The following is a 13,515-nucleotide window of genomic DNA, read 5'->3' as shown; positions in this document are numbered from 1 at the left end:
GGCGAGGGACGTGGCGAAGTCCCGATCAGCCCCGCTGGCAAAGGGCTCCGGATCCCACCCCCGCCCAACCTTGGGCGGAAGCCGGACCCGGAAACCGCTACTTACTTGTGGTTCTCGGCGCTCTTGCCGTGAGCCTTGGTCGAATGCTCCTTGGCCTTGTCCGCGTGGCCGTGCGCTTCCGTCGAGTGCTTGTGGCCTGCCGCGTGGTCGCCCTTGCCGTGATGCTCGGCGGCTGCGCGATGCGACTTGGCGGCCTTCTCGTGGTGCTCGGCAGCCTCGGTATGAGCCTTCTGGGGCATGATGTTTTCCTGTGCTGACGTGCCTGTTTGGCGGGCCTCAAACATCCTGGCGGCGATCCCGTTGCGCACCTCGCGGCAAGTTGACAATTTTTGCGAATGTACCATCAAGCATACTAGATTTTTAGACCGGACCTAAGTGCCTTCCGCCGTATGATTATACATTTCGAGACTGGAATTTCGATCAAGATCGGTGGGTAAATCATACCGTCTCTTTTCCGGCCATGAACGATCCGTTCCTGCGGATAGTCAGGCCGCGACAGGGCGACATGGTCCTGACCGCGTAGATCCCGCGCTGGCGCCCCCGGCCCCTTATCGTGCTAAGGCCGGTGCGATTTGCCCGCGGGGGCACGCGGGGGGCGGTCCCGCGCGGACACGAGTGCGGAACGGGAACGGTGCGTGATCTTCTGACCGCGCTGGCGGGCGCCGTCATCCTGGTTCTCGTGGCGGCGCTGGCCGTCCCGCCTTTCGTGGATTGGCAGGCCCACCGCGCCCTGGTCGACCGGGCGATCGCCCAATCGCTCGGCGTCCCGGCCCGGACCGATGGGCGGATCGAGGTCCGGCTCCTGCCCTCACCGCGGCTGCGCATGGATCGCCTGCATATCGGGACCGACCCGGAGCGCCCGAGCCTCGATGCCCGGTTCGTCAAGGCCGAGATCGCGCTGGCGCCGCTCCTTAAGGGCGAGTTCCGCTTCACCGAAACCCGGGTCGGCCGGGCCGAGATCAGGCTCCCGCTCGCCGGTCCCGACGCCCTGAAGTTGCCGCCCGATCTCGGCGAATCCCTGCGTGGGCGCGATTTCGCGATCGAGGCGCTGCACGTCCAGCAATTCCTCGTCACCACGCAAGTGCCGGCGACCGGCCGGACCGATCAGTTCTACGCCCAGGATCTGACCCTGCAGGCGCCGGCCCTCGCCGGGCCGTGGCGCGTGGAGGGCACGAGCGGCGGCGTGCCGTTCCGGGCGGTCAGCGGCACGCCGGGGTCGGACGGGCGGGTCGCGGTGAAGATCTCGGGTGGCGGCGATGCCCATCCGCGATTCGAGGCGGACGCGCGGTTCGGCCTCGCCCCCCAGGAGAGCGGCGGCGCTGTCCAGGTGGAGTCCGAGGGCACCGCCCGCCTTGTGGTCGGCCCGCCCACCCAGGTCGCGGGCGCCTATCTGCCGTTCTCGCTGAGCGGGGCGTTCAAGGCCCGGGGCGCGCTGGTGCGGTTCGAGGGGGTGGATCTCGCGATCGATCCCGGCGGGCGCACCCTGCGGCTCGGCGGCACCGGCCGGCTCGACCTGCGCCAATGGCGCGCCGGCCTGAGCCTGGAAGCCCGACGCCTCGACCTCGACGCCTTCCTGACCTCGACCGAGGGCCAGAACCTGATCGCCCGCGGCCTGCCCAATTGGGGCGGTGCGCTTCCGGCGATGCTCGATCTCGACCTTTCGGTGGGCAGCGCCGTGCTCGGGGGCGACGAGTTGTCGAACCTCGTGCTGACCGGCACCGTGGAGCGCGCCGGCGGCCTGCTGCTGCGCCGCCTCTCGGTCACCGGCCCGGCGGACTCGACCCTGAGCGTGAGCGGGCAGGTCGAGACGGCGCCGTTCCGCCTGACCGGCCCGGTGGCGCTCGTCGCGCCCGATTCGGAGGCGCTGGGCCGCTATCTGCGCCGCCTCGGCGTGGAGGGGCCGCTGACCGCGCTGCTCGACGGACGCCGGATCGAGGCCGCGGCCGATCTGTCCGCCGATCCCGCGAGCCTGTCCCTGCGCAACCTGCGCGTCGCGCTCGGCCCCGCCCGGATCACCGGGAACGCCCGCTACACGGCCGCTGAGGCCGGGGTCCGGGGCCGGTTCGATGCGCAGATCCGGGCGAACGGCATCGACATCGCCGCCCTGCCGCCCCTCGGGACGACGCTCGGGACCCTGCGCGACCTCGATCTCGCCCTGACCCTGGAGGCCCGGGACGTTCGCTTCGGGACCATCGGATCCGGCAACGGCACCATCGCGGCCAGCATCCAGACGGATGGCGCCAGCGTCGTGGTCGATAGTCTCGCGGTGACCGATCTCGCGGGGGCGAGCGCCACGCTGTCCGGCCGGATCGGCGCGGACGGGACCGGGCGCGTCTCGGGCCGCCTGAAGGCCCCGGTGGCGGCGCCGCTGCTCGGCCTGCTCGAACGGGTCTGGGTCGGCGAGCTGCGCCTGCTGCCGCCGTTCCTGAAGGATGCGCCCCTCGACCTCGCCGTCACCCTCGACCGGGAGGGCACCGCCGGGGCGCTGCGCACGCAGGCGAAGGGCAGCGCGGGCGGCGGTACCCTCGATCTGACGCTGGCGAGCCGCGGGGCACGGATCGAGGCCGGCACCGCCGCCTTGAGCACCGCCCGGGCCGGCACATGGTTCGGGCGGGCGGACATCCCGGGCCTCCAGCGACCGGCCGAGCTGCGCTTGAGCGCCGAGCGGCCGGAGGAGTCCGCCCTCGCGATCACGGCCGACGGGACGGTGGCGGGGTTACGGATCGCGACGGCCCGGCCGATCCTCGTCGGCGCGGACGCGCTGCCGACCGGGGGGGCGCTCCGGGTTGAAACGGCCGACCTCGCGCCCTTCCTGACGCTGGCCGGCGCCGCGAGCCTGCAGCCCGGCGCGTGGCCTGCCGACCTGACCGTCACGCTGTCTCAGGAGGCGGGCGCCAGCGCCGCGGCGCTGACCGGGCAGATCGCAGGATCCGCTGTCGACGGGACGCTGCTGCACGCGCCCGGCGGCATCCTGCGCGGTCGCCTCACCCTCGACCGGTTGTCGCTGCCCCAGGTGGCGGCCGCGCTCGTGCTCCCGGTGCAGGAGAACGGACGGTTCGGGTCGCCGGGTCATTTCCCGGCCATCACCCTCGACGCGCGCATCGCCAAGCTCGATCTCGGCCGCGGCCTCGCGGCGACCGACGCCACCGTGGCGCTGGGCCTGTCGGAGGCCAGCCTGACCCTGCGCGACCTGACGGCCAAGCTCGGCTGGGGGCGGATCGCGGGATCGGCCACGATCACCCGGGCGGGCGCCGGCGCGGCACTCTCGGGTTCCGGCAGCCTGGCGGACGTGGCGATCGCCGGGCTCGGCGGCGGCCCGATCGGCGGGCGCCTGGATGCGGATCTGCGCTTCTCCACCGCCGCCGAGACGCTCCCGGGCCTCGGCGACGGGCTCTCGGGCAGCGGCACGCTGATCCTCAAGGACCTGCGCATACCGGCGGCCGATCCGGGCGCGCCAGGGCGCGCGCTCGCCCGGGCAGTGGAGATCGATGACCCGCTGCGTGAGGGGCGCCTGCAGGCCCTGGTCGCGGAGGAACTCGGCAAGGCGGCGGCCCAGGCCAGCGGTCCCGCACGCGCCGCCGCCACGATCGTGGGCGGGATCCTGCGGGCCGGCCCGTACGACATCGATTTCGGGTCCGCCCGCTGGGCCGGCACGATCGGCTACGACCTGCGCAACGCCCGCCTCGACGCCCGCGGGACGTTGACCGGCGGTCCGGTGCCCCGGGGCTGGAGCACCGGATCATCGACGATCCAGCTCGGCCTCGCGGGACCGCTTTCGGCCCCCGACCAGGTGCTCGATGTCGGCGCCCTGTCGAATGGGCTCGCCGCCTTCGTGCTCCAGCGCGAGCTGGAGACGATCGAGCTGACGGAGGCCGATCAGGTGGAGCGGCAGCGCCGCCGCGCCCGGATCGAGATGGACAAGGCCCGCGCGGCGGCCCTCAAGGCGGCTGCCGATAAGGCCGCGGCGGAGAAAGCTGCCGCGGAGAAAGCCGCCACCGAGGAGGCGGCGCGCCGGGCGCGGAGCCTCGGTGAGGGGATCGCCCAGCCGCCCGCACCCGAGGAGGCTCAGCCCTGACCGGCGGGTCTCAAGCCTTCCCCACCGCCATCAGCGCGAACGCATAGATCAACGCCACCTCCTCCAGCCGGTCGAACCGTCCGGCGGCGCCCCCGTGGCCGGCCTCCATGTTGATCCGCAGGAGCACCGGGCCGCCCCCCGTCATGGTGGCGCGCAGCCGCGCCACCCATTTGGCCGGCTCCCAGTAGGTCACCCGCGGATCGGTGAGGCCGCCGAGCGCCAGGATCGCCGGGTAATCCTGCGCGGCGACGTTGTCGTACGGCGAGTACGAAAGGATCGTCTGGAAGGCGGTCTCGCTCTCGGCCGGATTGCCCCATTCGGGCCATTCGGGCGGGGTCAGCGGCAGTTCGGCGTCGAGCATCGTGTTGAGCACGTCGACGAAGGGCACATCGGCCACGATGCCGGCGAACAGCTCGGGCGCCATGTTGGCCACCGCCCCCATCAGCATGCCGCCCGCCGATCCGCCGTGGGCGACGATGCGTTTCTCGGCGGTGTAGCGGGCCGCGATCAGCGCCCGCGCGCAGGCGATGAAGTCCGTGAACGTGTTGGGCTTCTTCTCGCGCTTGCCGTCGAGATACCAGCGCCAGCCCTTCTCGGTGCCGCCGCGGATATGCGCGATGGCGTAGACGAAGCCGCGATCGACGAGGCTCAGCAGGCTGGTCCGGAACGCCGCCGGCATCAGCGTGCCGTAGGAGCCGTAGCCGTAGAGCAGCAGCGGCGCGCTGCCGTCGAGGACCAGATCCCGCCGGTGCAGCAGCGAGATCGGCACCTGCTCGCCGTCCGGCGCGGTGGCGAACAGCCGCCGCGTCACGTAGGCCGCCGGGTCGTGCCCGCTCGGCACCGCCTGCCGCTTGCGCAGGGTGCGTGCCTTGGACCGGCACCCGTAGTCCCAGGTCTCCGATGGGGTCGTCATCGACGAGTAGACGAAACGGATCGTCTCCGTGTCGAAGGCGAGGCCGGCGCGCAGGCCGAGGGAATAGGCCTCCTCATCGAAGGCGACCGTGTGCTCGGCATCGTCGGCGAGGTCACGGATCACGATCCGCGGCCGCGCATTCTCGATTTCCAGCCGGATCAGGTGATCCGCGAGCAGGTGCAGGTGGCGGATCATCACCCCCGGCCGATGCGGCACGAGGTCGGTCCAGCTGGCCCGGCCCGGATCGTCGAGCGGCGCGGTGACGATCTTGAAATCCTCGGCGCCGTCCGCGTTGGTGCGGATGAACAGCCGGTCGCCCCGGTGCTCCACCCCGTAGATCAGGAGCGGCTCACGCGGATGCACGAGGCGCAACGGCGCCTCCGCCGCCTGCCGGTCGAGCAGCCGGACCTCGGAGGTCTCGTGGTCGCTCGCGGTCACGTCGAGGAAGGCGCCGGACTGGGTCTTGCCGATATGGACGAAATAGCCGGCATCCGGCTCGGTGTAGATCGTCTCGTCCGCGCTCTGCGCCGTGCCGAGGCGATGGCGCAGGACCTTGGCGGGGCGGTGGTTGGCGTCGAGCGCCACGTACCAGAAGCTGTCTCCGTCCGCGGCCCAGACCGCCTCGCCGGAGGTCGCCTCGACCCGGTCGTCGAGGTCGAGACCGGTCGCGATGTCGCGTACCCGGATCGTGTAGAGTTCCGATCCCTTGGTGTCGGCGCTCCAGGCGAGGCGCGCGTGGTCGTCGGAATGGACGGCTGCGGCAATCTCGAAGAACGTAAGGCCCGCGCCCTCTTGGTCGCCGTCGATCAGGATCGTCTCGTCCGGGTCCGGTCCGGATTCGGGCACGTCAGGCGAGGTCGCCGGCCGCCGGCAGATCAACGGGTGCTGCCCGCCCTCCCGGTGGCGCGTGTAGTAGGCGAACGGCCCGTCCGGATCCGGGACGCCGCTCTCGTCCTCCTGGATCCGTCCGCGCATCTCGGCGACAAGCTGCCTGCGGAGATCCACGGTCCCGGCAAGCGCCGATTCCGCGAAGGCGTTCTCGGCCTTCAGGTAGGCGGCGATGTCCTCGGGCAGCGCGGCGGGGTCCTTGAGGACCGTCTGCCAGTTCTCGGCCTTGAGCCACGCATAGGGATCCGTGATCTCCTGCCCGTGCACGCTGAACCGCCGGGGCCGCGCCTCGGCGATGGGGTGGGCAATCGGCATCCCGGTCTGGTGCGCCGGGAAGCCTCGGCCGATCTCCGTCATCGTGTCTCCCATTGGATCCCGTCGCCTGGAATCCCGTCGCCTGCGGGCCAGGGCATGTGTCGCGCTGGCGCGCGGGATGCAAGGCGGTCCGGTGCAGGGCTGGTCCCAGGCCGCCGCGTCCTGAGCGGGGCGCGGCAGTCGCGTGGAGCCGGTTCCGGACTCAGGCGTTGGGACGCTGGCCGCGGCGCATCCGCGCGGGTGGTCGCCGGTCCGAATCGAAGGTGCCGACATGGCTGAAGCCCCCGATCCGAAGCCCGATCACCCCAAGCCGGACTTGGAGCAGGTGAACGACATTCTCGCGGAATGGGCCGCGCGCTCGGCGACCAGCAGCGCGGCGCTGATCGATCGACTTGAGGCGATGGGCTACGACGTGCGGGACAAGTCGGAAGACGAGATCGCCGATATCCTGCATCGGCCGCCGACCCGCCAGGCCCGGCGAGATCCAAACTGATCGCTGGGGATATAGGCAAAAAAGCCTTGAATTTCTCGAATTTCCTGAGAGGCTGAGCGCGCAGGCTGTTGCGTTGATCCTCAAGTGAACAAAACATGAACAGAAGCACCGGGCAAGATCCCCGCGGCGTCGACCCGTCGAAACGACGCGCGAAGCGAGCGACCGATCTGCCTCGCGAGGCCGCCCGTCTGCTGGCGCGGCTCGGCGAGCCAGGCGCCTATGCCCGGCCCGATCCGCTCGCCGAGGATTCACTGATCGTCCGGCGCGGGGGCGATGGCATCTCGGTGGGAAGCGGGCGCTTTGCGGCCGCCTCCGGCCGGGCCCTCGCGGCGGCCGATCTAGCGGACTGGGATGCCGCTGGCACGCGGTTGACGATCAGCACGGCCGGTCGGTCGCGTCTGCGCCGACAGGCAGCGGGGGGCGAGGCCGCCTTCGCGGCGCAGCACCGCGACTTGGTCGTGGAGCAGGAGGACCGGACGGCAGAGCCCGTTCTGCGCAACGCTGCCGAGAACCCGCTCGCCTGGATGGTGCGCCGCCGAGGCCGGGACGGCGTCCCGCTGATCGACGCCGCCTGCTTCGAAGCCGGCGAGCGGCTGCGGCGGGACATGACCGCCGCCGCGCTGCTGCCCCGGATGGGCGGCGAGTTCGGGGCCACGCGGGTCGATGGCGGCGGCCCGCGCGACCCGGCCTCGGCGGCCGACCACGTGGTCGCGGCCCGGCAGCGGGTGCGTGGCGCCCTCGACGCGGTCGGAAGCGACCTGTCCGGCCTGCTGATCGATCTCTGCGGCTTCCTGAAGGGGCTGGAGCGGATCGAGGTCGAGCGGCGCTGGCCGGCCCGCTCCGCCAAGGTCGTGGCCCGCATCGCCCTCGGTCGGCTCGCCGAGCATTACGGCCTGGAGCGGGAGGCGACCGGGCCGGAGCGGGCACGGCTGCGCCTGTGGCGGGGGTGAGGGCGGGCGTTCCCCTGGGGCTGCGATGGTTGCACATCGCAGGCCGATCCGCTCTCCCCTCCCCACAAGGGGGAGGGAAAAGCGTTCAATTCTCAAACCCGTGGTGTCGGGCAGAGACGTGCGAATCCGCTAGGCGGGGGAGTGGAGGTTACGCCCGGCGTCCGAAAACCTCACCCCTGCGCGGCGAGCTGGGTTGCGTCCCGGTGGATCCGTTCGGCCATCGCCCGCACGCCGTTGGAGCGCTTCGACGTCACGTGGGAGCCGAAGCGGAGCTGCCGGAACAGATCCAGCCCGTCGGTCTCGGCAGCCTCGCGCGGGGTCTTGCCGGTGTAGAGCGCCACCATCAGCGCGACGAAGCCGCGGACGATGAACGAATCGCTGAACCCCTGCAGCCTGAGATGCCGCTCCGCGCCCGAGCCCTCGGCGGCCGTGTCGATCCAGACCTGGCTCTCGCAGCCATGGACCCGGTTGGCCTCGTTGCGCAGGGATTCGGGCATCGGCGGCAGGGCGCGGCCGAGTTCGATCAAATATTCGAGCCGCATATCGTCGTCTTCGACGATTTCGAAATTCTCGATGATGGTGTCGATCGGGGGCAGCATGCTCGTCCGGATCCGGAAAGGGGCCGTGCCGCTATAGGCCGGTCCGGCGGCCGTGGCGACGGGGCCGGGCGACGCGGCAGGTCGTTACGCCGCGCCTCATTGCGCGGTGGCGGTCGGCGGCAGGGTCAGCCTCAGGGGATCGGCCGGGCTGGCATCCCCGGACACGGCAATCTCGGCCTGCGCCGCATAAGCCGCGATGAGCCGGGGCCCGAGCTTCGGCACGTTGGGCCGGCCGGAGGCCGCCATCTCGCTGACGCCGGAGACGATCGAGACGCAGAGCGGCTGGCCTGCGGCGGCGTCCAGGCCGATGCTGATCGCGCAGGCGACGTGCTCGGCCGTGGCGTCCAGGCACTCGGCCACGATTTCGGCCACGATCATGCCGAGCGCGTTGGCGGTGCGGGGCTCCACGAGGCCGTTGCCCGCGCCCTCGACCTGAACGCTGATGCGCCCGGCCCGCCGGAGCTGGCCCAGGCCGGAAGCCAGGCGGTGCAGGTAGTCCCGGAGGTCGATGGAGGCGATGTGCGGCGCCTCGTGCAGGTGCTGCTGCACCAGGGCGATTGCCCGGACCCGCTGTCCCAGCGCCTCGAAGCTGCCGCGGCAGGCATCCGGCGCCGCCCGCCCATACAGGCCGATCAGGCTGACCATCACCTGAAGGTTGTTGCGGACACGGTGGTAGACTTCGGCGAGCAGCGTCTCCTTCTCGGCGAGCGCGTGCTCGATATGCTCCTCGGCATGCTTGCGGTCGGTAATGTCGAAGCAGGAGCCGAGATAGCCCTCGAACCGCCCGTCCTCGACCAGCGGGCGGGCCGTGTCGAGCAACCAGCGATAGACGCCGTCGTGACGCCGCAGACGGAATTCCACCGTGAACGGCGCCCGCGATTCGAACGCGTCCGCGACGATACCGGCGTGACGCTCGAAATCCTCGGGGTGCAGGCCCTCGCGCCAGCCGAGGCCCAGTTCCGCCGCGAGCGGGCGCCCGGTGAACGCCAGCCAGCACTCGTTGTGGTGGATCGCGTGGCCGTGCGCATCCGAGCGCCACATCATCAGCGGAACGACGTCGGCGAAGCGCTTGAAGCTGTCGCTCAGGGCCGCCGCCTCGGCGGTCCCCGGGGTCGGCACCGTTCCGGAATCCTCCGCAGGACCATCGCCCTTCGGCTCAGCCGTTCCGGACCCTGGGGGCTGTCCGACCATTCTCGATCCGATTCGCTGTAGCGCGTGTGTGAGGAGTCAAGTGTGAGTGGATAGCGCCGGTCAACGTGCCGACAGGGGCGCCGTTCCGGTCTTCAGCCGCCTTTGGAGTGCTCATGCACAGGGAGCGGGATGATCGACCCGCCGGCAACGTACTCCGGCGCATGGAGCGAAGGCGGCCCGTGCCGGGGGGCGGGCGTGCGGCGGCACCGTTTCCATCGAGCGGGTCATGCCTGGGCAGCCGAAGCGTTGCAGCAGCGGGGCTCTCAAAATATGCCCATGATAGGAATTTGAGCTTGACACCGGCCCGCTGCTGGGCTATCACCAAGGCACGGTCGAAAAGTGTGCGGAGAGGCGGCGATGCAGGTAGGCGCTGCGCACCCCGCGGAACGGCGCATCGCGGTGCTGCAGCTCCTGCGCGAGACCGAGCTGACGATCCCCGAGATCGCCGCCCGCACCGGGATACACCCGAGTACGATCAAGACCTGGAACGCCCGGGCCGGCTGGCCGCGGCCGCCACACTGGCGCTCCGTGGTCGCGAAATGGCCCGAGCCGCGGCGCCTTGCGGTCGCCCGGCTCCTGAGCCAACCGGGCAACGATCCTTCCGACGTCGCGGCGGCCCTGGGCTTCGGGCAAAACGCGATGGCATGGCTGAGCGCGGCGATCCAGCTGACGCCGCTGGTGCGGCCGACACGCCGCGGCGCGCCACGCGATCCGGCGTCGGAGATCGATCCCGCGACCCTGCGTGCCCATCTGCGCGGCCACATCGCCCGGCAGATCGCCGCCCTCGACGCGGCGTTGAGCGGGGAGGGGGCGGCTTTCGCCGAATCCGCCCGGGTCCTGCGCGACCTCGGTGGTCTGAAGCGGCTGCTCGACGAGGTCGATGCCGAGGGCGCCCACGGCGCGACGGGGGAGGGCGGCGATGACGGTCTCGAACGCGACCTGCCCGGGCTCCGCGCGGCGATCGCGCGACGCTATGATCCCTTTGTCGGCGGCGGGGCGCCTGCCTGATTTTCTGGCGACGCTGCCGCCCGCGCTGCTGCAGGCGCTCGACGCCGATTGGCTGCACCGGGCCCGGGCCGATCAGCTGCCGCCGGCCGATACCGGTCTCTGGACGACCTGGGCGGTGATCGGCGGCCGCGGCAGCGGCAAGACCCGCACGGGGGCCGAGTGGGTCGATGCCCTGGCGCGGGGCGATCCGGCCTTCACGCCCGAGCCGGTCGGGCGCATCGCGCTGGTGGGGGAGACGCATCTCGACGTGCGCGAGGTGATGATCGAGGGCCCGTCGGGAATCCTCGGCCTGCCCCGGCACGGCCGGACCCGGCCGGTCTGGTCGCCGAGCCGGCGGCGCCTGGAATGGGCGAACGGCGCCGTCGCCCAGGCGTTCTCGGCCGAGGAGCCGGACGCCCTGCGCGGCCCCCAATTCGGGGCCGCATGGTGCGACGAGGCCGCCAAGTGGCGCCGGCCGGACGCCGCCTTCGACATGCTGCAATTCGGCCTGCGCCTCGGCGCCCGGCCCCGCAACCTCGTCACCACCACGCCGCGGCCGGTGCCGCTGATCCGGCGCCTGCTCGACGACCCGCGCACCGTGGTCAGCCGGGCCCGGACCCGCGACAACGCCGAGCACCTCGCGCCGGATTTCCTCGAGCGCGTGGTCGGCCGCTACGCCGGCACACGCCTCGGCCGCCAGGAACTCGATGGCGAGTTGATCGAGGACCGGGACGACGCCCTGTGGGACCGCGCCGGCCTCGAAGCTGGCCGGGTCGCTGCCGCGCCGGATCTCGGGCGGATCGTCGTGGCGGTCGATCCGCCCGCGAGTTCGGGGGCCCGTTCGGATGCCTGCGGGATCGTGGCGGCGGGCCGCGCGAATGGGCAGGCCTACGTGCTGGCCGATGCGAGCCTGCCCCGCGCCACGCCGCAGGCCTGGGCCGGGGCGGCGCTGGCCCTCTACCACCGGTTCGCCGCGGACGCCCTCGTGGTCGAGGTCAACCAGGGCGGCGAGATGGCGGCTTCCGTGCTGGCGCAGTGCGATCCCGCCGTGCCGGTCACCCGGGTCCACGCCACGCGGGGTAAGTACCTGCGGGCCGAGCCGGTCTCGCTGCTCTATGCCCGCGGCCTCGTCCACCATGTCGGAGCGTTTCCGGCGCTGGAGGACGAACTGTGCGATTTCGGGCCGGACGGCCTGTCCGGCCGGGGCTCGCCCGACCGGCTCGACGCCCTGGTCTGGGCGCTGACGCATCTGATGCTGGAGGTGCGGGCGGAACCCCGCATCCGGCGGCTCTAGATGTCATTGCCGGAGTAGCCACCGGTTCGGCGCGAGAGCGCGCGTCACAACAACGGCTCAAGGCCGGCCGGAAAACAATACGGCGCGCCTCCATGGGAAGCGCGCCGAGAGGCGGTTCGTGGTCTCAGGAACGAACTGCATCCTGTATACACGATTGTGTGTGGTCCACTGTGGCGTCCGCACCACTGTTGCGCGCGGAGCGAGTCTAAACCCCGCTTTTTTCCCTGTCCCTGGGATTATCCGGGCCCGTGAGGGTCCGCGGGACATCCCGCGCGATCCAGGCGCGGCCGGATCGCGCGGGGCCGCGGCCCGTGCATCGCGCGACCCTAACGCAGGACCAGACCGGCATGGCGAACCTTCTCGAACGGTTGGCGCGGGTCACCCGACGCGATGCCCGCGACATGGCCCCCGCCACCAAGGCCGCCCCGGCTTTCGCGCTCTATGCCGACGGTCGGGCCTCTTGGACGCCCCGCGACCCGGCGGCGCTCGCGCAAGCCGGCTATGCGCGCAACCCCGTGGTCCACCGGGCGGTCCGGCTGGTCGCCGAGAGCGCCGCGAGCCTCCCGATGATCGCCACCGGACCCGGGGCGGAACGGGGCGGCGACCTGCTGGCGCTGCTCGCCCGGCCGAACCCGCGGGAAAGCGGCACGCAACTGCTGGAGACCGTCTACGCAGACCTTCTCCTGACCGGGACCGCCTATCTGGAGGCGGTCGCCCTCGACGGCCGGGTCGCGGCGCTCCAGGTCCTCCGGCCGGGCCGGATGCGGATGCTGCCGGGGCCAGATGGCTGGCCCGCTTCCTACGTCTACACCGCGGGCGGGCGCAGCCGCCGGTTCGACCTGCCGGCGCCCGGCAGCGCCGAGATCGCCCCGATCCTGGCCCTCAGCCTGTTCAATCCGGACGACGAGACCGGCGGCCTCGCGCCCATCACGGCGGCGGCGGCCGCCCTCGACATCCACAACGCGGCGAGCGCCTGGAACAAGGCGCTCCTCGACAACGCCGCCCGGCCTTCCGGGGCGCTGGTCTTCGCGGGCGCGACACTGTCCGAGCCGCAATTCGACCGGCTGAAGGCGGAGCTGGAGGCGAATTACCAGGGTGCCGCCAATGCCGGCCGGCCGCTGCTGCTGGAGGGCGGGCTCGATTGGAAGCCGCTCGCTTTGTCGCCTCGGGACATGGATTTCGTGGAGGCGAAGAATGCGGCTGCCCGGGAGATCGCCCTGGCGTTCGGGGTTCCGCCCCTGCTGCTCGGCCTGCCCGGGGACAACACCCACGCCAACTACGCCGAGGCCAACCGGGCGCTCTACCGCCAGACCCTGATCCCGCTGGCAAGCCGCACCGCGCAGGCCCTCGCGGTCTGGCTCGAGCCCGCCTTCGGGCCGGTGGACCTGGAACCCGACCTCGACCGGATCGAGGCGCTCGCCGCCGAGCGGGAATCCCTGTGGCGCCGCGTCCAGGCCGCGGAGTTCTTGTCGGTCGCTGAGAAGCGCGAGGCGGTGGGTTATCCGCCGGAGATGCCCGGAGCGGCGGCGGGCTGACGATACGCGCCGCCTCTCTCTCTCCACAGCAAAAGCTCCGACGTTCACATATCTCAGGCCGACATCGACGCTTGCGGCCAAGCGCGACAGGCCCCCTCTCCCGAGCGGGAGAGGGTTGGGGTGAGGGATGAGAACTCTCAGGATCGAGCACGTGATCGATGTGCCGACGGGGCGCGCCTCGGTCTGAAAGTTCTCGACCCTCACCCTGTCCCTCT

Annotated in this window: 10 protein-coding genes; 6 read left to right on the top strand and 4 right to left on the bottom strand. The window is 71.7% G+C overall.

Annotated elements, in window-relative coordinates; translation table 11 throughout:
* Window positions 1–101 precede the first annotated feature (101 nt).
* The gene (locus OXS27_RS11170) at window positions 102–299 is read right to left on the bottom strand and encodes a hypothetical protein (RefSeq protein WP_243924102.1); all 198 of its coding nucleotides are present in this window, start codon (window positions 297–299) and stop codon (window positions 102–104) included.
* Between the two features lie 392 nt (window positions 300–691).
* Between OXS27_RS11170 and OXS27_RS11165 the strand changes: the two genes are divergently transcribed.
* Window positions 692–4,135 carry an AsmA protein gene (locus OXS27_RS11165; protein ID WP_267356256.1) on the top strand — a complete coding sequence of 1,148 codons (3,444 nt, stop codon included), beginning with the start codon at window positions 692–694 and terminating at the stop codon, window positions 4,133–4,135.
* Window positions 4,136–4,145: 10 nt separating this feature from the next.
* Here the strand turns inward: OXS27_RS11165 and OXS27_RS11160 are convergent, their stop codons facing one another.
* Window positions 4,146–6,293 carry a S9 family peptidase gene (locus OXS27_RS11160; RefSeq protein WP_267356254.1) on the bottom strand — a complete coding sequence of 716 codons (2,148 nt, stop codon included), beginning with the start codon at window positions 6,291–6,293 and terminating at the stop codon, window positions 4,146–4,148.
* Between the two features lie 229 nt (window positions 6,294–6,522).
* Between OXS27_RS11160 and OXS27_RS11155 the strand changes: the two genes are divergently transcribed.
* A complete protein-coding gene (locus OXS27_RS11155) occupies window positions 6,523–6,744 on the top strand; it encodes a hypothetical protein (RefSeq protein WP_243924105.1) in 222 nt (73 codons plus the stop codon).
* A 95-nt stretch (window positions 6,745–6,839) separates the two neighbouring features.
* Window positions 6,840–7,694: a DUF6456 domain-containing protein gene (locus OXS27_RS11150; RefSeq protein ID WP_243924106.1), complete on the top strand. Its 855-nt coding sequence runs from the start codon at window positions 6,840–6,842 to the stop codon at window positions 7,692–7,694.
* Window positions 7,695–7,864: 170 nt separating this feature from the next.
* On the opposite strand, the gene OXS27_RS11145 is transcribed toward OXS27_RS11150, so the two are convergent.
* Window positions 7,865–8,293 carry a SufE family protein gene (locus tag OXS27_RS11145; RefSeq protein WP_243924107.1) on the bottom strand — a complete coding sequence of 143 codons (429 nt, stop codon included), beginning with the start codon at window positions 8,291–8,293 and terminating at the stop codon, window positions 7,865–7,867.
* A gap of 96 nt (window positions 8,294–8,389) precedes the next feature.
* A complete protein-coding gene (locus tag OXS27_RS11140; RefSeq protein ID WP_243924109.1) occupies window positions 8,390–9,484 on the bottom strand; it encodes a histidine kinase dimerization/phosphoacceptor domain -containing protein in 1,095 nt (364 codons plus the stop codon).
* A 357-nt stretch (window positions 9,485–9,841) separates the two neighbouring features.
* Between OXS27_RS11140 and OXS27_RS11135 the strand changes: the two genes are divergently transcribed.
* From OXS27_RS11135 to OXS27_RS11125, 3 genes are all read left to right on the top strand, one after another.
* Window positions 9,842–10,492 (top strand): helix-turn-helix domain-containing protein, encoded by a 651-nt coding sequence (locus OXS27_RS11135; RefSeq protein ID WP_267356250.1) that lies wholly within the window; start codon window positions 9,842–9,844, stop codon window positions 10,490–10,492.
* Window positions 10,458–11,765 carry a terminase family protein gene (locus OXS27_RS11130; protein WP_267356248.1) on the top strand — a complete coding sequence of 436 codons (1,308 nt, stop codon included), beginning with the start codon at window positions 10,458–10,460 and terminating at the stop codon, window positions 11,763–11,765. The genes OXS27_RS11135 and OXS27_RS11130 overlap by 35 nt, the downstream gene beginning before the upstream one ends.
* Window positions 11,766–12,112: 347 nt before the next feature.
* Window positions 12,113–13,300, top strand: coding sequence for a phage portal protein (locus OXS27_RS11125; RefSeq protein ID WP_267356246.1), 1,188 nt, complete (start codon window positions 12,113–12,115; stop codon window positions 13,298–13,300).
* The last annotated feature ends 215 nt before the right edge of the window (window positions 13,301–13,515 follow it).

This window comes from Methylobacterium sp. GC_Met_3 (genome assembly GCF_026540775.1).
Classification (GTDB): Bacteria; Pseudomonadota; Alphaproteobacteria; order Rhizobiales; family Beijerinckiaceae; genus Methylobacterium.
The sequence above is the reverse complement of the archived record's forward strand: the minus strand, read 5'-3'. Positions and strand labels throughout refer to the sequence as shown.

Excerpts from the sequence above, each read along its gene's own strand:
- OXS27_RS11170 (WP_243924102.1), bottom strand. The coding sequence starts at position 299 with ATGCCCCAGAAGGCTCATACCGAGGCTGCCGAGCACCACGAGAAGGCC.
- OXS27_RS11160 (WP_267356254.1), bottom strand. The coding sequence starts at position 6,293 with ATGACGGAGATCGGCCGAGGCTTCCCGGCGCACCAGACCGGGATGCCG.
- OXS27_RS11155 (WP_243924105.1), top strand. The coding sequence starts at position 6,523 with ATGGCTGAAGCCCCCGATCCGAAGCCCGATCACCCCAAGCCGGACTTG.
- OXS27_RS11150 (WP_243924106.1), top strand. The coding sequence starts at position 6,840 with ATGAACAGAAGCACCGGGCAAGATCCCCGCGGCGTCGACCCGTCGAAA.
- OXS27_RS11145 (WP_243924107.1), bottom strand. The coding sequence starts at position 8,293 with ATGCTGCCCCCGATCGACACCATCATCGAGAATTTCGAAATCGTCGAA.
- OXS27_RS11140 (WP_243924109.1), bottom strand. The coding sequence starts at position 9,484 with ATGGTCGGACAGCCCCCAGGGTCCGGAACGGCTGAGCCGAAGGGCGAT.
- OXS27_RS11135 (WP_267356250.1), top strand. The coding sequence starts at position 9,842 with ATGCAGGTAGGCGCTGCGCACCCCGCGGAACGGCGCATCGCGGTGCTG.
- OXS27_RS11130 (WP_267356248.1), top strand. The coding sequence starts at position 10,458 with ATGATCCCTTTGTCGGCGGCGGGGCGCCTGCCTGATTTTCTGGCGACG.
- OXS27_RS11125 (WP_267356246.1), top strand. The coding sequence starts at position 12,113 with ATGGCGAACCTTCTCGAACGGTTGGCGCGGGTCACCCGACGCGATGCC.